This is a genomic window from Haladaptatus sp. DYSN1, assembly GCF_029489995.1.
Lineage (GTDB): Archaea > Halobacteriota > Halobacteria > Halobacteriales > Halococcaceae > QDMS2.
In genome coordinates, this window is the sequence record NZ_CP120471.1 from 197,419 (window position 1) to 221,978 (window position 24,560).

Below are 24,560 nucleotides of genomic sequence, written 5' to 3' on the forward strand. Positions count from 1 at the left end.
GTGATTTACTCAAGAGTAAACTACTTGTCGTCAGAGCGTGAACGGTGACGTATGAGTACCGATCTGGGTACTGCCGGCGGGAAGAAAACCCGCGAGCTCGTCCACTTTGTCACCCAACAGACGCGGTTCGCGCTCGTCAACAACATCCTCCAACACCCCGAGCAGTTGCCCTCGATGTATGAACTCGAGGCGCTCAACCCCAGCGTCAGCGATGCCACCGTCTACAAGCACATCCAGAAACTAATCGACGCCGGCATCGTCAAGGAAGTCGCACTCGACGACGACCAGCGCAGACAGGGCTATCCCTGGAAATTCTACGGTCTCACCGAGAACGGACGAACCTTCCTCGAGGAACACAATCTGCTCGCCGCTGAGGAGACGCTTCAGCGGATCTACGAGACTATCTCCAACAAGCCAGAGAAGATGGTCAAGTACGAGAATGCGCCCCGACCAGACGACCGGTAGTCTTCGCCGAAGTCCAGAAACCAATTTTCACACGACGTGATTGGGACGGAAGCGAGTCTGCGAACGTCTTAACCAACAAAACTATGCTAATGGCGTTCTTTGTTGGTTAAAGCTGGTTGCACCACCATGTCCTACGAACCACCGACACCCCCCTCTGAACTCCCCACTGACGTTGTCGACACTCTCGACACCTACTCGCCAGAACTTCTTCGTCGTGTTGCCAGCTACGCCGAGGAGCTCGCTGAATATCATGAGCGCGAAGCACGGCTAGCGGAAAGCGAAGCGAGCAATCAGGGCGAGGAGCGGCCAGAGGACCTTCCCGACAACGTCCCATCGAAGGCGACGCTCACGGTGAAGGAAATCAACAACAATCGCTATTACTACTGGCAGTGGCGAGAGGGAGAAAAGATCCGGTCGAAGTACAAAGGACCAGTTACTTCCGACGAGTAGCTGAGAGCACATCAGAGCAGAATTCAACAGGTATCGCCCACCCACCCCGAGTGTAAAGCGAAACCCGAGAAGCAGACTCTAGGAGTAGCGCGTGAGACCAATTTACACTTCGATGACGGGGGGTGGGTCTAAATAAGGAGTAAATATCGACCGTGGGGAGTGTGCCCAAGCGGTAGTTACACATCGATGACGGGGGGTGGGTGGGGAAACGATACTTGTCTAGAAATATTGAGTCCGCCCCTCATCGAGCAAGAGGAGTTCTACGTCTGCATCAGTATCCAACGACTCTCGTGAGTCTGTATCTGTCTTGTCACATCCGATGGGAAGAGACCGCTCTGTCTGTACTGGAGGAGAGGCTACGTTTGCTATCCTGGCCAAATTTAACCAACATGTTACGTTGAAATACCGTAGTTCACATACTTTACTGGAAATAATGGTGTAGGAAACTGGCAATACTGATTGTAACAGTCAATCAGTTTTGAGGAGCCGAGACCTCATGGAAAGGATTTTAACTAACAACCAGTTTCATCTATTTAACCAACAACCAGTTTCATCTCTCCGGTGTTGGTTAAATTTGTACAGTCGTCTGACGAGTGTCAGACCCCATTATTTCCACTAATACGTTTACAGGTTAGGAGGAGAGGAGAAGACCCACCACACTCTCCCCCCACTATTTCCAGTAAACTTCGTACCGAAGACAATCCTGCTGTAGAATCGGTTTGTTTCACTAGAACCAACCCCAACAGCAACTACACTCTAGCTCTCCTACGGACTAACTCAAACGCTACCATTATAAATATTTCTCTAGTTTATAGTTCTTTTTCGAGAGCGGGTTCTCTTTTTTGGTCCTTTACTGGAAATAGTGGGGAGGGTGTGTTTCACCACTCTCACTAATTCACTCGCCTGCAGTTTGCCGATTCGTATTCTTCCAAAGTTTACTGGAAATAGTGGGGTTTGTCAAGTATATAAAGAACTGTTTACTGGAAATACTGGAACCACATGGTCTCACACTCTGTACAATTTTTCCTAGCCATAACCAGAATTTACTGGAAATAGTGGGGAGAGATTTACTCTGAACACCGAACGACGGAACTACTTGCTCGATACAACTGCTCTGGTATTGACTGGAAACGCCGGGGTCGAAATGAAATAGTGGAACCGATGCCCCGTAGTGGTTTTACTGGAAATAGAGGAAACGGTGGTCGGAACAATTATGCTGCTCGCCTGAATGATTCGAACACAAGATGGCGCCTCGATTCCAGCCGGACGACACGCTCTACAAACGGCGAAATACGCTCAAAGTCGAATACGTCCCTGATGATATCGTCGGACGAGATAACGAGATAGAGGAGTACGAAGCGGCTCTGCAACCAATCATCAACGGCGAATACCCCGACAACATCTTCATTTATGGCAAAACCGGCGTCGGCAAAACCGCGGTGACGAACTTCCTGCTGAATGAGCTACTCGAATCGGCGGAACATTTCGAAGTCGATCTCTCCGTGATTTCGCTCAATTGCGACGGGCTCAGCACGAGTTATCAGGCCGCAATCAGTCTGGTGAACACCCTCCGAGAACCCGAACACCACATCGCCGAAACCGGTCATCCTCAGTCGAAGGTCTACCGGCTGCTCTGGGATGAACTCAATAAATTCTCTGGAACCGTTATCATCGTGCTCGACGAAATCGACCATATCACGGACGACACCTTTCTCTACCAGATCACCAGGGCCGACAACAACGGGTACATCGACAACATGCAACTCGGCCTCATCGGCATCAGCAACGACTCGACGTTCCGCGAGCAACTCGACGCCAAGGTACAGTCCTCACTCTGTGAAACCGAAATCTCGTTTCCACCGTACGGCACGGCGGAACTCCGGAAGGTTCTCGACCAACGCGCAGACATCGCGTTCCACCACAACGCCCTCGAAGACGGCGTGATTCCATTGTGTGCTGCCCTTGGCCGCCAGGACGGTGGCGACGCCCGACGAGCGATTACGCTCCTTCGGAAAGCCGGCGACCTCGCCCGTACCGAGAACGCGGACTCGGTTACGACAGACCACGTCGAACGCGCCCAGGAGAAACTCGAAGCCCAGCAGAGTATGGACATCATGCGCGACCTCACCGAACACGAGCAACTCACCCTGTATGCGCTGACCACGCTCGCGGCTGAGGAGGCGACACCTGCTCGGTCACGGGTTGTCTACCAGCGCTACAAAGAACTCTGTGAGTTCCAGGGTCGAGACCCACGTACGGCCCGCCGGATGCGCAGCTTCCTGTCCGACTTCGAGATTCTCAATCTCACCCTCTCGCGCATTGAACACCGCGGTCAGGATGGGGGCACGTACCGGCAGCACGAGCTCAATCGCGACATCGCGACGGTTGTTGACGCCTTACAAACGATTATCAGTGACTTTGGAGCGCATCGAAGTATCTCCGAGTACCTCCCCGATTCTGGTGAAGAATTCACCGCACTCAAGTAGATTCCGTGAATCAATGAATCACTGATTCACGGAGTTGCAGATGGAAAATTCGCATTTCACTGCCTGAACAGATCCTGCTTAGCTTGAAACCGAAGTGCCCCATTTGAACTACCATACTGGATTGAGGCGGGCTTTTCAGAACGAGTGGACTTCTTTCTGAATATAGATATCGAACACTCAGACACCATTTTTCCGTTGTAACGAATTGAGAGATTTCTCGGTCAAGGAATCGTTTCAGAGTGGCTGTAGAAGAGTGTTCCACACCATTTTTCCGCTGTAAGAGATAGCAAGGAGTCCTGTATCGAGGTTATTCCCATCGAACTTTCAGATAGGTCGCTGTTGACACTCCGTCGAGCCATGCTGATCCCTTCCGAATTCATTCTTAACCAACAGCGGTGATGAACTCCCCCAATCTGTTGGTTAAAATCGTTGAATCCCGCAACGTCTGTCAATTCCAACTCTCGTACTTCGGAAGGTCCATATCTACTGGCCGGGCCAACCACCTAGGCAGCAAAAGCAGCCCCTCAACAACTCAGTCAAACGTGCCTCACAACGGATGGTGAGTCGAACCATCCTCAACTCTCTGACTCACTGAGTCATTGTTCGAGGTCTTGGGTTGCTAACTCACGGATTCGCTCTTTCGTTTCTTCGCGATGTTCGCCGAACGCCACCTCGAAGACGCCACGATAGAAGTGTTTGTTCTTCTCAACGATGATGCCCTCGCGTTTCAGCTGCTTTTTCAGGCGCGTGAACGTGACCTCGATGTCCTCGCTCTGCTCGGGCTCAACATAGATTGTGGCTGAATCCCAATCCTTCCGGATATTCAGGGGTTCCTCATCCGGTTCGTCCGCTTCCGTTGATGATTGACCTTCTTCTGGTGCTGTCGTCGAGGCTTCATCGCGTTTGCCCCGGGATACTGACCGGTCCGTTGGTTCGTCGTTACCGTCCGCGTCTTCGTCCGCGGGGTTCTCGAATCGCTCGTCCATTCCTCGCGGCATTGCTATGCCTCCACCTGCGGTTTGTCAAACGCGCGTTCGAACGTCTCTGCAATCTCCAGGAACAGGTCACGTTCGACCTGTTGGTCGTTCGGGTCCTCCCATTCGAAGATGTCTCGGCCATTATCCCATGCGCGCTGAATCGCCACGCGCATCGGGAGTTTGAAAATCGGGGCCATCGAGGCGAACGACTCGTCGAAGGCGTTGAGGAACTTTTGTGACTGCCCGTCGTCCCGGTACATGTTCGCCAGCAGTCCCACGATAGCGATGTCGATCTGCTGGTTTTCCTCGATGGACTCCAACTGGTCCCACAGGTCGTCAAGCGCATCTCGTGACGTCGCCTGGGTTTGGGCCGCTAGGAAGACGTTCTGTGCTGCGATGAACGCCGCGTCCGTCAGGACAGAGAGGTCTGGCGGGCAGTCGATTACGATGAAATCGTAGTCGTAGCCATCGTCAACCAGCGCTTCGAGCGCGACCTTCAGTGAAAGGCGAGCATTCGCTCCCTCCATCCAGTCTCGTGCGAGACCCATATCCTTGTGACTGGGCACCAGGTCGAAGTTCAGGTGGTCGTACTCGTCGGCCTCGATGACAATCTCTGAGAGCCTCGTATCGTGCGTGCGTGGATTATCCACGAGTACGTCGAGGAGGTTCGCGTCATCGGTGACCAGGGTGTTTGGCAGGTCGTTTTTCGGGCTCGAGGGGTCGTTGGTGTCGCCTGGGCCCAGGCCGAGTCCCTTCGTCATGTCGGCCTGGGGGTCCATATCGATTGCCAGGACGTCGTGGTCGCGAGTGGCGAGTGCCGCGGCGCTGTTGATCGTCGCGGTCGTTTTTCCAGTTCCGCCTTTCTGATTGCCGAAGGCGATCGTTGGGATGCCAGTGGGTGGGGTGACGCCCCATCCACGCGGTGTCTCGGTCATGGTTCAATCATTGAATCAGTGACTCATAAATCCACGTCAGACATTTGGAGCGTTCTACTCAGAACGGATTCTCCCGAATATCAGGCCTTCAGCGGTTGATGGGTCTAAATAGCCGACCTGTATCCTAAATCCATGAGTCAGTGAATCGCTGATTCATTGATTCACAGTACCCTGGCTTTCCAGAATCAATACTCTACCACGCACGCGACTCGAAGACGGTCTCTGACTCCTAATCTCACTACTTTAAACACTCTGGCCTTCATACGTTCATTGAGTCAGTGATTCAGTGACTCATTTTTGCTAGACTCGGATTCGACCGAGTCGCTCGACAGGTGACGTCTATCGGAGTGGGTGGGATGTGGCTTGGTCCGGCTTGGTTCGGTAGGGGTTGTCATTTGTGAATTCTTAGCGTAGCGGGCCTCATACAGCGGAAAAATGGACTTCTGTTACAACGGATTTCTGGACTTGGACGGTCAGGAAAAAGTACTGATATTGTATGGTACAAGCCAGATAGAGGCGTCTTACAACGGACAGAAGGGGTGCAGTTACAACGGACAAACGGTGCGATTTGAAAGTAACTGTTATGGCACTCCACAGTGACTTCACGTACAATGACCGACTTCATCGAGGAACTGTTGGAGGAGAACGCTCCAATCTTCGCCAACAAAGATCTCCTTGATATTCGTCACGTCCCAAAGGACTCCGACCGAATCGTAGGTCGTGATGACGAGCTCCGGTTTCTCGTGCAGGCGATACGCCCAGCGCTTGACGGCCAGACGCCAACGAACATTTTTCTGTACGGAAAATCAGGCACAGGGAAATCGCTGTGCTCGCAGTTCGTCAGCAAGAATATCGCTCGAAAAGCGGAGGATAAAACCATCAGTATGGGCGTGGCGTACGTCAATTGCCTCGTCTACGACACGGAAACCGGGTCAATTCGTCGGGCCTGTACTGAGCTCAACGACCCCGACGAAACTGGCCTTCGGAATCCACCCGAGTCCGGCATCAGTGGCGCGGCCTACTACGAGGCGCTCTACGAGATTCTCGACGCTAAGTATGACGTCGCCATCATCATTCTCGACGAGATCGACAAACTCGGTGACGCTTCAGACAACGTCATCGCGAAGCTTTCCCGAGCAGCGGAATCCCAGCAACTGAAGAACTGTCGACTGAGCCTGATTGGAATCAGCAACCAAACGCAGTTCAAAGACCTCCTGCGAAACCGGACGAAATCGTCGGTGAACGTCCAGGAGTTCGTGTTCTCGCCGTACGATGCGACGCAACTCAAGGAGATTCTGAGCCGTCGGCGGGATGCGTTCAAGGAAGGAGCGCTCGAGGATGGCATCATCGAGTTGGTCGCGGCGAAGGCGGCGAGTCAGTACGGTGATGCACGCAAAGCGATCGAGCTGTTTCGGAATGTTGGCGAGGTCGCCCAGCGCCTGGGCCGAGACACGATCACGAGTGATTTGGTCGAACCGGCGTCGAATCTGACGGAGGCGAATTTGTTGCGGTCGCAGATCATGAACCTGCAGCCGCATGCCGAGTACGTCACGCTCGCGATCGTGAATCTCGCCCTTAACCTGGATACGGGTGAAGAGCACGTGTTCTCCTCGACGGAGATTATCTCCACGTACAACACGGTGTGTGAGGAGAATGGGTCGACGCCGCTCTCGAAGCGACGTGTGAGAGATATTCTGGCCGAGTTAGCCGAGTTGAACGTGATTGACCAGCGTCGCCCAGGACAGGGTAGGGGGAAGGGGCGGAAGATGATCAACGAGTTGCTGGAGGACCCTGATATCGTCGCCGCTGCGATTCGAGAAAAGAACTCCGATAGATAGACACCAGCCTTCCGTTGTAAACTGCTGATATTGGCCAACTGAGCGCAGTTATTCAGAGGTGGACACACCGTTTTTCCGTTGTAATGATGTGCGTGTCTGGTTCAGAGAAAAAGCCTCTGGAAGCCATCTTATACACACCACATTTCCGTTGTAATTGAGAGAGGTTGGAGGCACTCAATTTCTGGAGGGACGTCAGACACCGTTTTTCCATTGTAATCGAGAGGGAGACGAAATGAGGGATGAGTCATACACACCGGTTTTCCGTTGTAAATCTAGCGCATGTATGCAGCTCGTGTGGATCAGCGATCTAGACCCATCTAGCCTCATTCTCTAGTCTTGGTTGTTCGTAACTTGACGGACTGTTCGTAGGCTACTGTCTTAAACTTTTGCTTTGTTTAAAGTTCTTTGCAGGAATGGCGGTTACAGCCGTTCTTCCTATCTCTTACAACAGAAAACCGGTGTCTGACTGGTTCAACGCAAGGAATCTCTCCTGCAAACTGACGGGGGATACCTTCTCATTCGTTACAACGGAAAAACGGTGTATGAGTGTGTCTTCACAGACCGAGTTTTTGGATTCGATACATTCTACTGTTGAAATATCGAGATTGGTAAGCGTGGCTTCGAAGACAGTCGCGTTCTACACAAATTTGAACGTAGACGACCAACTGAGGGTAGAGCGCGAGTGGACGAAGAAGGTAATCAACCGGTATCGTCGTCGGGGCATCGAGAGTGCGTTTCAGTCGCTGAACAAGTTCCTGCCGAGTACATCCTCGAAAGAGTCGGTGGTTCGCCTGTTTTACGTTCCCTGTTGGACCGGTTTGACGACTGACACCATCGAATCCCAAAACTACAATATTTCTGGCTGTGCAGTGGTGACACGGAACACATCATGACGTTCTCCGAGCTCATCACCAGATACCTGATCGAGGAGAATGTCAACACGATTCTCACCTAAGCGGTAGCGCGGGGGCCCCGTCCTCAAACCGCTGTAAGCGGTTAGGGCTGGATAGTTGACGTTGCGTTTGGAATACTACTGTACAATATGTGGCGACTTGTTGACTTCCTCATTCAGCTGAGTCTTGAGGAAATTGAGGTGCGGACGAAACCTCGTTTGAAGGCCAAGCGGTTCATCAACGCGGTGAATTGAGAAAGTATAAAAATCCCATTAGATTGGCAATCACCGAAGTATTCGACCTGGAGCGATGTGTGGCGAGTTAAGAAACGAAGCATGTCGGTCGAATTAAACCAAATTACTCAAGACGGGCTCTATTCTGGCTCTGTGTCCTGACCTGATTTTCGAGTTAACTCTGCAACGAACTCCTTGATGATTCGGCCTTCTGCGCGGTGGATGACCCCGCTTGCAGCCGATTTATTGACATTGAACGTGTCTGCAAGTTCGGTGAGTGTACACTGTCGAGGACTATCATAGTAGCCGCGTTTGACCGCTTCGATAATACACTCCTGTTGGCGATCTGTGAGCAGTCCGCTCAGAGCGTGTGTCTGTGCTATTGTCTGGATCTGGTACGGGATGTTGGCAGTGGCTAACTCGGCTGGAAGTTCTGATAATCGCTCGAAAGAGGCTGTATGTTCAGCAGATAACCACCCGTCCTGTAAGTGGGCGGGAAATGTTGGCAGGTTCCCTGATGCGCGAAGTGCGCGGTTTGATTCCGTTTCCGGAATCATGTATTGGATCAGTACTATCTGCTCATCGGTATGTAACACCTCATAAGACAGCCCCGTTGCATCGTCGAAGTGCTGGATGACCGTGGTTGCGTCCGACGTCTCTATTTCTACGAGTCCGAGTATCCCTTCGTCCGCGGGATGGCTCGATAATATCGTGAACTCTTCGGCGGGGAGTTCAGTTGAGACCATGGCGAGCGGATCTGCGCACGCCGCAGCATCGAACTCCAGCTGTATACGAGGCACAGTACTCAATGATTGGTCGGGGGCCTCTTAAACACGTGAACACGTTCACGATCAATTCCACGACGACACCCGTCCACAAGTTATGTATGTCAAAGACGACTGACGTCGCCATAGTTGGGGGAGGTCCAGCAGGACTGAGCACCGCACTGTTCAGCGCGAAGAACGGCCTCAATACGGTTCTGTTCGACACAGATGAAACGTGGATGCACAAAGCACACTTGTTCAATTACCTCGGCATCAAGAGCGTGGATGGCTCTGCGTTCGTGGAAACGGGTCGCGCACAGGTTGACGGATTTGGTACGAGAAGAAAACAGGGCGAACTCGTAACAGCCGTCGAAAGCGGAACAGACGGGTTCGTTATCACGACTGACCAGGACGAGTATGTGGCTGATTACGTGGTGCTGGCGACGGGTGTGAAGCGTGGCGTCGCCGAGCAACTTGGCTGTGTTCTCGACGAAAACGGTATTGTGGACGTAGATGTGACGATGGAAACGAGCGTTAAAGATGCCTACGCGACGGGTGCGATGGTGCGCGCCGAGGAATGGGAAGCGATCATCGCAGCGGGCGATGGCGCGGCGGCCGCGCTCAACATTCTCACGAAGGAACGAGGTGATCACTTCCATGACTTTGACGTGCCCGCGGACGCCAAGTGATTCGCTCCAGTTCACAATCGTTTCCTATCCGTCTGCGAGCGGTTTACGCCCGCGTTCGTCGGCTAAATCGCCGCAAGGTGCTGAGCGGACGGTCTGTCGTGAGAACTCCCGACACGCCCTCGGAGAGGCCCACAAATTCGCTGCGATGGATCATGAGCCTTCGGGGCTGAGAGTCACTGGCGCTCTCACTCAAAAAATTGAGTCCCGCATCGGAACCAAGAAACTCCCATGAACCAGATTGAATCCATCATCAGTGACTGGCCCGGTGTCATGGTCAAATCGCACGAGCGAGGAGGGGGGCGTGAATTCATCCTTGATGGCCGAGAGATTGGCCACGTTCATCATGGCCAGCTTGTCGATATACCGTTCGCCAAGCGCATCCGTGACGTCCTCATTGAAGAGGGACGAGCCCAAAAACACCACGTCTTACCTGACTCCGGGTGGATCTCCTATCGCGTCCGCTCTGACCAAGATGTTGATAGAGCAGTTTGGCTCCTGCGCGTCTCGTACCTGTACCATCTGCTCGCGTTGCGAAAGCGCAAGGAAGAACATCCCGCGGGAGACGCGATCGAAATCGACGTGGCACTCGCTGAACTGGACATGAGCGACGCACTAGAGCACATGTTCAGTGATCTGAGGGACATGAATGAATGGTGATATGGTCATCCCACGTCCGCGGATCGCCCAAGCGACGCTGTTGCTTGCCAGTACGCTGACCATCATGTCGGGCGCGACGATCGCTCCTGCGTTGCCTGCTATCCAGCGAGAATTCGCAACGACACCGAACGCCTCGATTCTCGTCGGACTCGTACTCACAATGCATGGACTGTTCATTGCGGTCGGAGCGCCCGTCATCGGGTTACTCGCAGATCGGTATGGCCGCCGGTGGTTGTTACTCGGCTCGACAGTAATCTACGCGATAGCCGGTAGTTCGGGATTCGTGCTTGATTCGTTAGTTGCGATTCTCGCCGGGCGGGCTGTGATGGGATTAGCCGTCGCCGGCGTGATGGTGACGGTGACGGCACTGATCACCGACTACTATGAAGAGGACCACCGTGAGACGGTCCTTGGGAGGCAGGGAGCGTTCATGTCGCTCGGTGGGGTCGTCTTATTGCCGCTTGCAGGTGTGCTCGCCGAAATCAGTTGGCGCGTTCCCTTCCTCGTCTACGCGACTGCAATGCTCCTTCTGCCTCTAATGGCATTCGCGTTGCCGGAGCCCGACCGTCACAAACCAACCGCGCATCGCCCGACGAGCATCCACGAACTCCGTCGGACACTTGTTCGATTCCCGCTTGGGTCGCTCGCGCTCATTTTCTCACTCGCGCTTGTCAGCCAGATCATCTTCTACATGATACCTGTTCAGATACCGTTCTATCTCGAGTCACAGACGGGGGCGAGCGCGACACTAGTCGGCGTTGCATTGACAGCGTCGACATTCACCGGTGGGGTGGTATCGTTGCTCTATGGACGTATTCGAACTGTTGTGAGTGTGATAGCGATTATCGCGCTTACGTTTTCCTTCATGAGTATTGGATTCATCGTCATCGGGGTGAGTCAGACGCTTCTTGGCGTCGTCGTTGGACTGGTTCTCGTCGGTGCTGGCATTGGGGTAATCCTCCCAAACCTCAATACGTGGATCGCGGCGATTACGCCGGAAACCGTTCGCGGACGGGCTCTTAGTGGGCTGACGAGCGCGATTTTCTTCGGACAGTTCCTATCACCGATCGTGATACGCCCGGTGAGTGAGACAATTGGGCTCAGTATGACGTTTCTCAGCGTCGGCGTGATACTGGCGGGTGGCGCAGCTACATTCGCTTTTGCAGCAATATACGCCACACCACCGACTGAGTTGGGTCCTGAGCCGACGAGCAGCTAGGCACTGAGAGAGTACTCGACTGAAGGATGCACGTATCCCACATCACCACAGCGAAGCACCAGTCCAAGCAGTACGTATCCTAGTGACAGCTTTCGAACGAGTTGTCTCTGTGAGTCGTATCAGTTCGGTATCGACATCCGAAATGATCTATATACTACTGCTATCGTCACTGCTTTTGAGCGTCTCGACCGCTCGATCAACGCGATCAAAGACGGGTATCCAGCGTGGCATCCTATACCATTTTCCTTCCGCGCGATGGTGCTGGCGTTCCTCTTCATGGAAATCACAGGCGATTCGTACGCCGAGTTCACTCGTCGACTCACGCGGCAACCCGAAATAGCCTCAATTCTTGGGTTCAGTCGCGTGCCAGACGAATTTCCGGGTTGGGCCGGATGCAGCCAAGACGTTCTGTCGTCGGTTTAGCCGCCGGTGGCAGATCGAAAACGAGTATAAGTCGATTAAGTACGACTTCCTGGCGAAGACATCCTCGAAAGACTACCGCGTCCGGCTGTTCTATTTCGTGTTCGCAGTACTGTTGCACAACATCTGGCGGCTTACCGATTTCCTCCTGAAGGTCGGTATCGACGCTAAAATGGACTATGCACCAGTTCTGACGGCTGGTGAATGTGTCGAGTTGGTCTCTTCTGCGCTGATTCCGGGAGACCAGTTCCACGGCAACCTCGGAGTACCCGCTGTGAGTGGAAACGCTCCCTCTCGGCAACGATTTCGGGGTGTTTTTCTCATGTTCTTGGACTTCGACTCGGAAGTCGTCGTGGATTCCGACTACGCTGGATGAAGGGGTATTTGCGTGAAATACGCCGTGAAACAGTTCATCCTCCGACACACTGGAACCCGTGAGCTAACAAAATATATAGCCATATGCAATTTATGAGCGCTGGATTTTCCGTAATCTCCTTCTAATCCTTCGAAAGATGGAGAACTGTAGATCCACTGCCTTTAGACAAGTTGTACAGAACCCTATCCTCATCAGCCAACCAATTATCTCTTGGCTCTCTCAGGTGTCCGTGGCACAAAGATATTCGTCGAGTCACCATGGAAAACGGACCGGCATCACTTAGAGAGCCGCCAGTTCGACGCTGCTGCGGTTCACGTCCGGAAAATCAGGCGCGTACGAGTGAGCCCAGAATCCCGAAATGGTTGCGGCGTCGCTTGAACAGGACAGAACCGTCCTCGATTCACCACCCGGTCAACGACTGGTCTTCCTCAGTGCACCTGCTCCCCCGAAGTATCGCGGATTCCTGGAGTAGTAGGAGTGGATACACCTCGTTGTAGTCTATCATTGATTCACTGGGTCAATGACTCAATGGTTCACAACATCTGGAATTCTTTGACCAGCTCATACGAATTGCGTGGTTCGAACTCATAGGGCTCCCTGATTTCCATATTCAATACTTCAAATACTCATTGAGTCACTGAATCAATGACTCAATGGTTCACAACATCTGGAATTCTTTGACCAACTCATACGAATTGCGTGGTTCGAACTCCTTGGAATCTCTGACTTCATTATTCAAAACTTCAAACACTCATTGATTCACTGAATCATTAACTCACAACTGCACTGACTCTGTACTCTCAGCACTCGTGGATTCTTCGATTCAGCACTTCACAGATTCACGATTTCTCTTACTCATTATCTCAGGGATTCTGTGATTCCATGATTCACTGATTCAATAATTTCTGCCTCTCAAGCATCTTATCTATCCACGTCGTCGAGAACGTCACCCACCTGCTCTGCGAGGTCGCTCGCTTCGATGTGGGCGTACGCCCGAGAGGTCGTCTCGGGACTCTTGTGTCGGAGCGCCCGCTGTGCCGCCGCCGGACTGTGCTCGCGATACAGCGTCTCACCGAGGCCACGCCGGGCGCCGTGCAACGTCAAATACTCACTGTCACCTGCTACTTCGAAGTTCGCTTCGGCACAGAGGCGCTTCATCACCGACCGCGCGCCGGTCGTCGTAAGCGACGGCGGGACGAGTTCGTACTCACGAATCAGTGTGTCCGTGTCGTACTCGTCGAGAAGGTCGTCAATCTCGCTCTCGGAATAGCCCTGATCGCGAAGGCCCTGTCGGGCGGTTTTGTAGAGTGTGGGGGCACTCCGGGTTGGGAACACTGGCCAGTCTGGAGTGGGTGGCGAGAGCATCTCTCGGTAGCGTCCCAGTGGGTCACGCGCCTGTGGCGGCAGCTGCACGGGTTCGCGTTCCTGCGATTTCCCGAGGACAATGAGGATGCCGGCGTCGAGATCGACATCGGCCCAGGTGAGGCCGTTGCGTCGGCTGTCACTCGGTGCGGAGAACACTTCTGCACCTCGCACGCCGGAGTAGGCGAGCAGGGCGACGAGCGCCCGGTCGCGAGCCTCCTCGATGGCGCCATATCCACGGTCGTCGATGGCGTCGTGGGCTCGCTGGTTGACGAACGCCATGATTTCGCGACGTTCACGGGGCGACCAGAACTGCTCTGGTTGCTTTTTGGTGCCGTTGGATTTGTCGGGGAGTTCTTCTTCGGCGCGGCGTTTCGCGGCTGGATTGTCCTCTAAGAGTTCTTCGCGAACGCACCAGGTGAGGAATGCCCGGATGATGGCGTAGTAGTTGTGCGCCGTGGAAGCGGCGATGCCGCCGGCACGAACGCGTTGGGTGAGGTAGCGGGCGTATTCGCGCATCGAGCGGACGTCGAGGTCGGCAAACGAGTGGACGCCTCGATCGGCTTGCCAGCCGGCCCACTGGGTGATGACGCGTTCTGCGTTGCGTTGGTAGTTGCCTGATCCGGTTTCGCCTTTGGACTTGCTCGCGATGAAGCCTGGAAGGGCGTCTTGGATGGGTTCACCCTGGGAGTCGCGGTCTGAAGGATGGGTTGTAGAATCGGTGGAATCGGGTGTGGGAGGTGTGTCGTGGGGCGTGGGCATGGAGTCGGTTTGATAGACGGAGGCGGGGTACTAAATTCTGGTGTTGACTATTCGATTAATCAACACTGAAATTGGAACGGTGGATAATGACCAAAAACGCAAGACTGCGAAGGGGTGCATAACACATAAACTATATGTTGATATATTAAAACACATCAGTGGACACCTTCGAGGAGGCTCTCATGAAACTCGTGAGAACAACTTCTTACACAGGCTGACACCCAGAATGTAGTCTTGTGAATTAAAGATTGACAGAGTCACCGAACTTTGTATAGATGACTGCCTCCTCGTTACCCCTGGTTCATCGTGGATTTATAGCAATCGAGAGTTCCTGAGGCTCAGCGTTACTCTGAGCCGAAACGCCTATACCGGTTTACTCCTCATTTCTTTTGACATGCAGCCGACCTCCTCGCTTTTGGCGACATCTTTGGGTGCTGCCAACATTTATTTGCTCATTCCAAAGTTAGATCTGAACTCTCGAGTAGTACATCCGGCCCATTGACGGAGTATATGTTCACCATCAACGGACAGCAAACAATATTTGTGTTATTGAATACGAAAATAGAGAACGGGTAAATCGTTCTACTGAACAAGTGTGTATAAATTCTAAAATTATAAAATTGATATAATTAAAAATTCAACAACTCTCATAGAGAATATTGTAGAAAATAGCCTAATAAAAATCCTAATTCATTTAATAACTAATATAAAATTACAATTAAGAACTAATGGCTGGGAATAGTATTTTCACCTATAGTAAACAACGCTACGAACAGCGATAAAGTAATTTAGCTCATGAATATTTTCAATGCCGTTTGGTCCGCTTTCGTCATCACGTCCAATATTTATTTGGACGTTTAGTTGATTCAAAAACTCCTAATTAGTGAACGATTGTAGACCCACATCACTCCTATTTACGCCCATAGTGTTGTAAAAATCTATTCGAACTCCAAATTACACACATATGGCTGTAAAATCCTACTAGACTATCTGAGTGGAACACGCTCTCTTCCCGAAAACTCCGACGATTTCACTAGTCGGTTTTTCCAGCTGGGATCGATCTATTCGAGTCCAGTTAGACTGACACACTCGCAAGACATTGAACAGACCAATACCCATTATCCGATGACCTCTCGATATACGATACTATTGTGCACCATTAGTAGAAACCAGGAAAATTCACAGTCTCGTTCTCTCTTCCACTATTACTATCCATAAATAGACAAAAACAAATTCAAAATAATGAACATCGAATCGCTATATGTGGTTAACCCCCTCCATTCCACTAGAAGTAAACTATTCACGAACGATAATATTCTTACTTAGAATCGGTGTTCACTATCGATAGAACTTGACCACAATACCCATCGTTGAATTGAGAACATTATCTCTTCCTCGGTGCGATGATTCTGAAAAAGAACGTCCAGTTAAACGGAGGGCCACACTCTTGGCTCAGCACGTTATTCTACGGCCGATTCTTCCGTCCGAAACCGGACAATAAGACGTTGATCAGTACTTCCTATTCGTACGCGACATTCAGTTCAATCACATTCTTTGCCTTGAGAATTGCCTCAGGAATTTCCTCACTGAATCTAGTCCCGTTCATTCGACTACTCGGTCCAGAGATGCTGATCGCGCCAAGGACCTCACCATTCGGATCGAGAATAGAGCCAGCAACGCAGCGCAAACCTTTGAGCCGTTCTTCATCATCGTAAGCCCAGCCACGTTCACGTATCTCATCGAGTTCTTTCTCAAGCGCTCTACGATTGGTAACTGTTTTCGGGGTCACTCGAGGTAATCCATACCGATCGATGATTTCGTCTACTCGCTCTTCAGGCAGATCGGCGAGAATGGCTTTTCCCAATGCAGTTGTGTGCAGGTAGACATCTCGACCTGCACGCGTGTCTAAGTTGACTGCATGGCTACTGTCTGCCCGGTATAAGAAAATTCCTCGCCCATGCTCTTCGACCAGCAGATTGGCCATCTCGTTCGATTCCTCTGCCAGCTCTTTTATCTGCGGCTTCGCTATTTCGTAGATTCCGTATCGCCGTCGAGTTTCTGCTCCTAATCCCAAAAAGCGGAGGCTTAATTGGTATTCTTTGTTTTTGTCTTTGACAATGTATCGGTCCTCCTCGAGCGTTTTGAAGTACTTATACACGTTACTTTTTGACATTCCCAGATGGTCCGCAGTTTCCGTTACTCCGGCTCCATCTAGTTCCTGAAGTGTTTCGAGTATTCTAAACGTGGTTCTGGCCGATTTTACCGTGCTTCGGTTTGGGGCCCCCATTTGCGTTCTCCAATATGAAACAACAGTGTCGTAGTATAAATTGATTGTGCCGTTATCCGATTGATTTATATTGATTATTTGATGCTTCTCAGCGATTGTCGAACCAACTCAATCGGATGAGGTGGCGTCTTGGCACTTGGTCGGTCTCCCAGTTGTGACCGACAGGATGCACCCGGAGCCGTGACAATATCACCAGTACTTTCCTCAACTTGTTGGAAGAGAATGCGACCGATTGCCTGTGAAAGATCGTAGTGTTCAGCTTCATAGCCAAATGACCCTGCCATCCCACAACACCCTGAATCAAGCGGGTCCACGGCATAGCCAGCCCGTCGAAGAACACCGACAGCGTGGTGATCTTTCTTCGTCGCCTTCTGGTTGCAGTGACCATGATAGGTCAATGCATCTGTAGACTCTTCGAAGGCGACCTTCTCATCTATTCGGTGGACATCAATGTACTCAAGTACCCCAAATGCCGCCTGAGAGACGGCACGAGCAGCTGGCTCAGATAACAAATCGCGGTACTCATCCTGGAACATCACCGCGTCTGATGGCTCAATGAACACGATGTCCCATCCGTTTTCGATGTCGGTCCGCAACGCCTCGACGTTGTGTTTGGCACGCTTTCGAGCCAAGTCAAGAAACCCCTTTGAGTATGCTGCCCGGCCACTCGGTTTGAGGTCTGTTGGAATGCGCACGTACACCCCTGCGGCCTCCAGCACCTCCACGGCAGCTTTCCCGGGTGCAGAGTAGCTGTAATTCGTGTACGTGTCTGGGAACAGCAATACCTGAGCGTTCGCCTCACTGGGTGTTAGCCTACAGCCTCCCCGGGCATCGAACCAGTCGACGAGTGTCTCCCGTTCGAACGTTGGGAGCACTCGATTTTCGGCGATACCGAGACCCCTTCTCAACGCCATGCGCGCACCTGGAATCCTCGTCGCCCAATTGGACAGGGGTGCAAGCGCACTCCCTATCCGAGAGAAGGTATCGATGTTCGCAAACAGCTGTTCACGAAGAGTCGTCCCTTTTTCTTTGTGATACTGGTGTTTCACCTCTGTCTTGAGCTTCGCCATGTCCACGCCCGTCGGACAGTCTGAGGCACAGCCTTTGCACCCGATACACAGGTCGAGAACATCTTCTTTGAACCGCTCTGAATACAGCTCCTCTTTGGGGAGGTCGCCGCTTATCGCCGCTCGGAGTAGATTCGCTCGACCTCTTGTGGTCTGTATCTCTTCTTTGGAGGCTCGATAAGTCGGACACATCGTGCTGGTGTCGGTCTGGCGGCAGGTTCCACACCCGTTGCATAGTTCGACCAACTGGGTGAACCCCCCTTCTTCCGCGAAATCGAGTGTGGTCTGCGGTTCGAGCGACTGGTATTGAACGCCATATCGAAGATGTTCACGCATGTCAGCTCCCACTCCGATGTCGGAGTCTGGACCAGGATCGGTTTTATCTTCACGGAATACGACTTTTCCCGGATTCATGAGCCATTCCGAGTCGAATGCTGTCTTCAACTCTTTGAACGCTTGCCAAAGTTGGGGGCCATACATTTTGGGATTGAACTCGGTACGTGCCAGTCCATCACCGTGTTCTCCGGAGAATGCACCGTGATGTTTTAACACGAGGTCGGTTACGGCATCAGTGATGGAGTGCATCGTGTCAATGCCATTGCCATCTTTGAGATTGAGTATTGGACGAATATGAAGGGTTCCGCTGCCGGCATGGGCAAAGTACGCGGCGGATGTCTCATGGTCCTCGAGTATAGCCTGGAATTCCTGGACGTATTCGGCCAACTCTTCGGGAGGTACGGTTGCATCTTCGATGAACGGGTACGGTTTGGGGTCCCCCTCAAGGCTCATCAATAGAGGAATCGCAGCCTTTCGCAGTTTCCAGATGTCCGCCTGATCCTCATCTGTGTACGCCTCAATCACATCAAAGGCGTCACCTTTTTCGACGAAGTGGTGGTTCGTCGCGTTAATTGCCGCTTCGAAGTCGTCGTGAAGTTCCGAGTCGTACTCAAGCATCAACGTCGCCACCGTTTGATCGGGGATGGGTTCTGTGTACTTGGCGTATCCGTCGGATTCTCGAGCAAGGCGAAACACTTCGTTGTCCATGAGCTCAACTGCTGAAACATCGAAGGTAAGTGCCTCGGGGACGGCATGCATTGCCTCCACGAGATCTTCAAAGCAGTAGAGCGCAAGGGCGGTTTCATCCGGACGCGTTACGAGCGAAACGGTTGCCTCGACAATGACACCTAACGTACCCTCGGCACCAACAAAGAGCTTCGAGAGATTGATGATGTGCTCTCCTTGCTCGGAGTGGTAGATTACCTTCTGTAGGTTATAGCCTGAGACAGACCGTTTTAGTGTAGGATATCGAGCCTCAATCTCGTCTTCGTTCTCTTCGACCAGCGCACGGACAGTTCGATAAATATGTGCCTCAAGATCATCTTTTTCAACCAAATCCTCCCACTCAGGGGAATCGAGGACGACCTCACGAGTGTGGATGAGTGAGCCATCTGCCAAGACCACCTTGAGCTCTTCAGTGTACGCGTCGGTGATACCGTATCGAACCGAATGTGCCCCCGTTGAGTTGTTCCCGATGCCCCCGCCGATCGTTGCGCGATTGGAAGAGGCTGGATCCGGTGCGAACTTGAGCCCCCACTCCTCTAGGTGGGCGTCCAGGTGGTCCTGGACAACACCCGGCTCGACGGTTGTGAGTTGCGCCTCCGGGTCCACTTCTAATATCGAGTCCATGTGTCGAGTAAAGTCAAGAACCACGCACCCAGGTCCCACGGTTTGTCCGCCAAGTGATGAGCCAGCCCCGCGAGGGAGTATTGGGATGCCGTGATCAGCCGCGACGCGCACGGACGCAATCACGTCAGAGGTATCTGTAGGATAGACAACACCGGCGGGTCGAGCTCGGTAGATACTACCATCAGTGGCGTACAATATCTGGGCATACTCGTCGAACTCAACGCCGCCGTCGACTACCTCTCGGAGATCGGCCGCCAGCGATTGATACTCGGCGATATCAGGTCGTTCATTGCCCAGCGTCACTGCTTGTTCTTCCTCCTCCGCATTAGAGGGAGTATTCTCAACAGCCATAATTCTCAACAGGAAGGAGTAGATGTTAAACTCTCGCATAGAGGTCCACTGACCGACATTCGTGAATATTACTGAGGAACTATGGAGTGATACTGCCCCATTTGAATTCTGCCTTGCCTATTCTTCCTTGGATGATTGTCCACTAGCGGTGCAGAAATTCAGCTGTTTGCTGCCCCACTCACCCAATACCGGACATATGTGGAATCTTGCAAAAGTATATATGATTGTGCTAACAAGACTCAAGTGCATTCGCAGCCGCCGATGCACCACCAGTGCTATCACCTCTAATAGGCTTGCTGTGAGTGCCACCCTCTGGCAACGCATAGGGGCATCTTCCGTTTGAGGTGAATATGCCTACGAAGATGCCCATTCGTGCGTACGTCGATTGACCCATCGAACCATTCTGGTCGATCACCACCCGCTCGGCTACCAGTGGCTCGAGCTCTCGAGACGGTGAGACGAAGGCAGTGATACGATGGGAGTCACGAACTCAATGCCTTGTCAGCCTCATCGAACTGGAAGCACAGTCGATGAGGGTTACCGATACAATGCTCATATTTTGCACCGATGAAGTTATTAGTTAAAGCGACACAGAGTTGCCATGGACCTGATCCATACCTGCCTGAACGTTGCAAACGTCGAACGGTCAGTAGAATTCTACACGACACAGCTCGGCTTCGAAGAGTCATGGTCGTTCACGACTGCCGATGGAAAGACCGAAAATCGGTATGTCGCCGCCGATAATGGCGTCGAACTCCAACTTTCACAGAGTGAAGGGGAAGTGGATTTCGAGGACGGGACGCTCTGGGACCACATCGCCGTTCGAGTCTCCAGCGTTGACGAGGCTTTCGAGCGAATCAACCACTTTGGCGTGGTCAAAGCACCAGGTGACCAGCCAGAGGCCGGCGCGAGAACTGCGTTCATCAAAGATCCAGACGGACATATTGTCGAGCTTGTTGAGGCGCTTGACTAAGGCTCACCGTGTATTCGCAACCACCTCTAAAAATCGAAGCTAGAACGTGAGGTTGAACCTATAATATGTTCGCTGCCCGTGCTTGGGACACAATCTCCTGTGCCATTTTGTTCGTCGCTTCGTCGACCATTTCGCCGTCCACAGAGACGGCCCCGCGTCCTGATTCTTGTGCTTCTGCGTACGCCGTCACGATACGCTGGGCTTTTTCGGCCACGTCAGGTTCTGGCGCAAAGACTTCGTTGGCGATAGTGATTTGGCTGGGGTGAATCGCCCACTTGCCGTCACAACCGAGCATATTTGCGTTCTGGCACATGGCGCGGAATCCCTCCTCGTCTTCGATGGTCGCATACGGTCCATCGATACACGGAATTCCGGCACTCTTCGCGGCATGATTGCAGCGCGAGAGTGCGTAATGCCAGTAGTGACCGGGATACTCGGGGAACTGGCCAATCGTCAGTCCGGGGGTCCCCATCGCAGCCGAGTAGTCACCAGGGCCAAAGATGATAGAGTCAAGTCGGGCGCTAGCATGCGCAATCTCGTCAACATTGTTCATGCCGAGTCCATCCTCGATCTGTGGTTCGAGTCCGATTCCACCAATTTCGAGACCGGCGTTTACCTCGACTTGTTCGAGAAGATTCTCGACGGTATGAATGTCGCTTGCAGACTTTACTTTGGGAATGATAATATCGTCGAGATATTCCCCTGCCGCACTCACGACCTCGATAATGTCGTTGTACCACCAGCGGGTATCAAGGCCGTTCATACGGAAACTCACGATTTTATCGGACCAATCTTCCTTTTCCAAAGCCCGAATTAGTGGCTTTCGAGATTCGGCTTTCGCCCCAGGGGCCACTGAATCTTCGAGATCTAAAAACACCTCGTCGGCATCACTGCCTGCAGCCTTATGCATCATCTTCTCGTTGCTTGCTGGCGTCGCTAATTGCGTCCGCCGAAGGACGACTTCATTACTCTCGTCACTCATTTAGAGATCCACTCTCCTAATCCAATGGTCACCTAATAAACCTTCTGTGTAACCACACAACCAGGACTGAGTCTAACCGATTACATTCTCATCTGTTGAATTCCGAGTTTATTGTTTTCGCGGGTTGCCTGCCGGAAATGGATTTACCTCGTGGTCTTGTGTTCAGTCTGCTCCGTGAGGTGGGGAGTATCGACAGGTGTCACACATCCAGGTCCCAAATTGGTTTCTGAGAATCCCGGCACATCGTGGGCAGGTATACAGTGTAGAATCTATCATCAGGTATCGACTACGTATCGACAAGTGATAAATGTATACTTCGACAATCAACGAATCCATATTCACCATTCGACCACAATATGACTCGCCGTAATAGAGCAAATATCCCACACGAGATGGGTGAAATCGCTACTGAACGAGCGACCACAACTGGACTACGGACTGCAGTCCGCGAGACTTATTGATCGACAACAGATCCATCCTCATGTAGGCGGGTGACAAATTCCCGTGGTTCGTACGGGTACTTTTCGAGTGCGTCGTCATCTAACTCGACGCCGATTCCTGGCCCATCCGGAATGTCAAGATATCCGTCCTCGCACGTCAACTCTTGCCGAATGAGATCGCTGCCACGTGCCTGTCCCTTATCCGGTCTAAACGGATACTCGAGGAGCTTGAAGTTCGGAATGCAGGCAGCGAGCTGTAGACAGGCGGCCGTACTAACCGGCCCCAGTGGATTGTGTGGAACAACCCCAGCGTAATGTGCCTCTGCGAGCGCGGCGATTTTCTTGGCGTGACTGAGCCCTCCCACCATACATATGTCCGGACGCACGTACTGGACGGCGTCGCGGCGGAACAACATTTCGAATTCGTGAATCGTGTGCAATCGCTCCCCGGTCGCGATAGGGATGTTAATTTTCTCTGCAACGGATGCCATCGCGTCCAAATTGTCCGGCCGGATCGGATCCTCGTAGAACGCTGGTCGATATTGCTCGATCTCATGAGCCAGTACAACCGCTTCTTCCGGTTCGAGACGGCGATGAATCTCGATGCAAAGATCGACATCATCCCCAACCGCCTCGCGGAACCGACGAACACGGTTAGCCGCCGTTGCGATTTTCCCAGCGTGGGTCTCGAAGTACGGCTCCCTGCGCGATTCGTCTAGAAATGGCGAGAGATGGCCAACAGCCGTGAATCCCTGCTCTCTTGCCTGCTCGCAACGGCGCACCAGTTTGTCGGTCGAATCGCCTCGAACGTGAGCGTAGACGCGTGCTTTGTCCCGGCACTTGCCGCCGAGTAGCTGATACGCGGGCGTCTGGAAGTGTTTGCCAGCAATATCCCAAAGCGCGATATCTATCGCGCTGAGAGCACCCATAATCGCCGCTCCGCGGAAGTGGGCGCGTCGATACAGATACTGCCAGTGATGTTCGATTCGGAGTGGGTCTTTCCCGATCAAATAGCGTTTGAACGTCTCGATAGCCTGTTCCGAAGCCTCGAGGAATCCCCACGTTCCGGATTCGCCGAGGCCCGTGATTCCTTCATCCGTATGTACTCGGACGAACAGCCAACGCCCGATCGGAAGTGTTTCGATGTCGGTTATTCGCATACCATCACGGCAATCTGCGCTTGATTATTTATAGATTTGGCCGTTCCACCCCTCAGCACCCGAACGATGAGGGACGTACGGAATTGCCTGCCACTGAGAAAAGAGCAGTCGGTCGACGACAGGAGTATCCGTCTCCAGTGTACAGCTGTCACCTCTAACGAGTCAAAAATCCGTCCCGATCAACGCTTTGGAACCGGACTTGATCGTGAGCTCCCCTCATCCATGAGTGCTCGTTGCTCCGATTCGCTCAACGTTCGAAAGCGCTCTGCCGCATCGAGGATCATCGGGATGAGCTTTGGATCACCAGCATTCGTGATCGAAGTCAGACCTTGAGAGAGCGTGAAGTTCAGACACTCATCGATTCGAGCCTGCGTATCGAAGGGTTCGTACCAGGTGTCGTATGGTCTGTCTCCAGGTGAGATCTCATTTTTAGGTGGCCATGTTCCCTTTGCGAAGGTCTTGATACCGATGGTACCGATTCCTTTCTCCTCGGCCCGTCTGAGGACGGGGCGATAATCGTGCTCGTCGTCATCCTTCCCAAGAAGGGTGTAGTTCATTGGGAACATGACAGTCTCGAGGTCGTCGATTCGCTCAATCGCATCGAGGATGACAGCAGGAGCACCGTGGCTAGTCAGCCCGATATGGTCGATGATCCCCGATGCTTTGGCTTCACGGAACGTTTCGAGCGCTCCGTCTGGACTCGTGATTGCGTCGAGTTCGTCGCGCCCCGTTACCGCGTGGAACTGATAGAGATCGATGTTCTCGATACCCATTCGTTCGAGTGACTGTTCCAGTTCGTTGGCCGCACCCTCCTTCGTACGTGCTTTGGTCTTACAGCCAAGGAAGATATCGTCCCGGTGAGCTCGCAACGCCGGTTCGAGTTTCACCTCGGCATCACCGTACGTCGGCGCGACATCGAAGTGATTTACGCCATGCGAACGGACCAACTCGACCATTCGGTTCGCCCCATCCTGATTGAGCGTCCGGAGGACGATTGCACCGAACGTTAATAGGGTGCTTTTCTGCCCAGTCTGACCAAGCATTCTCGTGTCCATAGTTGGATGTCACTGAATGAGTGCATAAAACCA

The 24,560-nt window shown here is 52.5% G+C and carries 17 protein-coding genes and 1 pseudogene; 9 read left to right on the forward strand and 9 right to left on the reverse strand.

The window, feature by feature from the left end:
* The first annotated feature begins 51 nt into the window (after positions 1–51).
* From P0648_RS17220 to P0648_RS17230, 3 genes are all read left to right on the forward strand, one after another.
* Complete coding sequence (locus tag P0648_RS17220; protein WP_276249111.1) at positions 52–465, forward strand: MarR family transcriptional regulator; 414 nt, start codon at positions 52–54, stop codon at positions 463–465.
* 126 nt (positions 466–591) lie between these two features.
* Entirely contained in the window at positions 592–915 is a 324-nt protein-coding gene (locus tag P0648_RS17225) for a hypothetical protein (protein ID WP_276249110.1), read from the forward strand.
* A gap of 1,244 nt (positions 916–2,159) precedes the next feature.
* Positions 2,160–3,401, forward strand: a complete 1,242-nt coding sequence (locus P0648_RS17230; RefSeq protein WP_276249109.1) for an orc1/cdc6 family replication initiation protein — start codon at positions 2,160–2,162, stop codon at positions 3,399–3,401.
* 596 nt (positions 3,402–3,997) lie between these two features.
* Here the strand turns inward: P0648_RS17230 and P0648_RS17235 are convergent.
* The gene (locus P0648_RS17235) at positions 3,998–4,387 is read right to left on the reverse strand and encodes a hypothetical protein (protein WP_276249225.1); all 390 of its coding nucleotides are present in this window, start codon (positions 4,385–4,387) and stop codon (positions 3,998–4,000) included.
* A gap of 14 nt (positions 4,388–4,401) precedes the next feature.
* On the reverse strand, positions 4,402–5,313 hold the full coding sequence (locus P0648_RS17240) for a ParA family protein (RefSeq protein ID WP_276249108.1): 912 nt from the start codon (positions 5,311–5,313) through the stop codon (positions 4,402–4,404).
* Between the two features lie 611 nt (positions 5,314–5,924).
* On the opposite strand from P0648_RS17240, the gene P0648_RS17245 reads away from it, so the two are divergent.
* A complete protein-coding gene (locus P0648_RS17245) occupies positions 5,925–7,151 on the forward strand; it encodes a Cdc6/Cdc18 family protein (protein ID WP_276249107.1) in 1,227 nt (408 codons plus the stop codon).
* 1,266 nt (positions 7,152–8,417) lie between these two features.
* On the opposite strand, the gene P0648_RS17250 is transcribed toward P0648_RS17245, so the two are convergent.
* On the reverse strand, positions 8,418–9,023 hold the full coding sequence (locus tag P0648_RS17250) for a helix-turn-helix domain-containing protein (protein WP_277505915.1): 606 nt from the start codon (positions 9,021–9,023) through the stop codon (positions 8,418–8,420).
* A gap of 140 nt (positions 9,024–9,163) precedes the next feature.
* On the opposite strand from P0648_RS17250, the gene P0648_RS17255 reads away from it, so the two are divergent.
* The 4 genes and pseudogenes from P0648_RS17255 to P0648_RS17270 all read left to right on the forward strand — a co-directional run.
* Entirely contained in the window at positions 9,164–9,730 is a 567-nt protein-coding gene (locus P0648_RS17255; protein WP_277505916.1) for an NAD(P)/FAD-dependent oxidoreductase, read from the forward strand.
* 228 nt (positions 9,731–9,958) lie between these two features.
* The gene (locus tag P0648_RS17260) at positions 9,959–10,387 is read left to right on the forward strand and encodes a luciferase family protein (RefSeq protein WP_276275301.1); all 429 of its coding nucleotides are present in this window, start codon (positions 9,959–9,961) and stop codon (positions 10,385–10,387) included.
* 1 nt (position 10,388) lies between these two features.
* The gene (locus P0648_RS17265; RefSeq protein ID WP_277505918.1) at positions 10,389–11,606 is read left to right on the forward strand and encodes an MFS transporter; all 1,218 of its coding nucleotides are present in this window, start codon (positions 10,389–10,391) and stop codon (positions 11,604–11,606) included.
* 370 nt (positions 11,607–11,976) lie between these two features.
* Positions 11,977–12,270: pseudogene (locus P0648_RS17270) on the forward strand (transposase); the annotation flags it as partial.
* Between the two features lie 1,053 nt (positions 12,271–13,323).
* On the opposite strand, the gene P0648_RS17275 reads toward P0648_RS17270, so the two are convergent.
* The 3 genes from P0648_RS17275 to P0648_RS17285 all read right to left on the reverse strand — a co-directional run bounded on the left by P0648_RS17275 (position 13,324) and on the right by P0648_RS17285 (position 19,917).
* Entirely contained in the window at positions 13,324–14,526 is a 1,203-nt protein-coding gene (locus tag P0648_RS17275) for a phage integrase SAM-like domain-containing protein (protein WP_277505919.1), read from the reverse strand.
* A 1,519-nt stretch (positions 14,527–16,045) separates the two neighbouring features.
* The gene (locus tag P0648_RS17280; protein ID WP_276249101.1) at positions 16,046–16,813 is read right to left on the reverse strand and encodes an IclR family transcriptional regulator; all 768 of its coding nucleotides are present in this window, start codon (positions 16,811–16,813) and stop codon (positions 16,046–16,048) included.
* A gap of 74 nt (positions 16,814–16,887) precedes the next feature.
* The gene (locus tag P0648_RS17285) at positions 16,888–19,917 is read right to left on the reverse strand and encodes an FAD-binding and (Fe-S)-binding domain-containing protein (RefSeq protein WP_277506065.1); all 3,030 of its coding nucleotides are present in this window, start codon (positions 19,915–19,917) and stop codon (positions 16,888–16,890) included.
* A gap of 601 nt (positions 19,918–20,518) precedes the next feature.
* Here P0648_RS17285 and P0648_RS17290 point away from each other — a divergent pair.
* Complete coding sequence (locus P0648_RS17290; RefSeq protein ID WP_276249100.1) at positions 20,519–20,890, forward strand: VOC family protein; 372 nt, start codon at positions 20,519–20,521, stop codon at positions 20,888–20,890.
* A 58-nt stretch (positions 20,891–20,948) separates the two neighbouring features.
* On the opposite strand, the gene P0648_RS17295 is transcribed toward P0648_RS17290, so the two are convergent.
* The 3 genes from P0648_RS17295 to P0648_RS17305 form a co-directional block, all read right to left on the reverse strand.
* Complete coding sequence (locus tag P0648_RS17295) at positions 20,949–21,872, reverse strand: CoA ester lyase (protein ID WP_276249099.1); 924 nt, start codon at positions 21,870–21,872, stop codon at positions 20,949–20,951.
* 454 nt (positions 21,873–22,326) lie between these two features.
* Complete coding sequence (gene dgoD, locus P0648_RS17300; protein ID WP_276249098.1) at positions 22,327–23,472, reverse strand: galactonate dehydratase; 1,146 nt, start codon at positions 23,470–23,472, stop codon at positions 22,327–22,329.
* A 179-nt stretch (positions 23,473–23,651) separates the two neighbouring features.
* Positions 23,652–24,527 carry an aldo/keto reductase gene (locus tag P0648_RS17305; protein WP_276275304.1) on the reverse strand — a complete coding sequence of 292 codons (876 nt, stop codon included), beginning with the start codon at positions 24,525–24,527 and terminating at the stop codon, positions 23,652–23,654.
* Positions 24,528–24,560 lie beyond the last annotated feature (33 nt).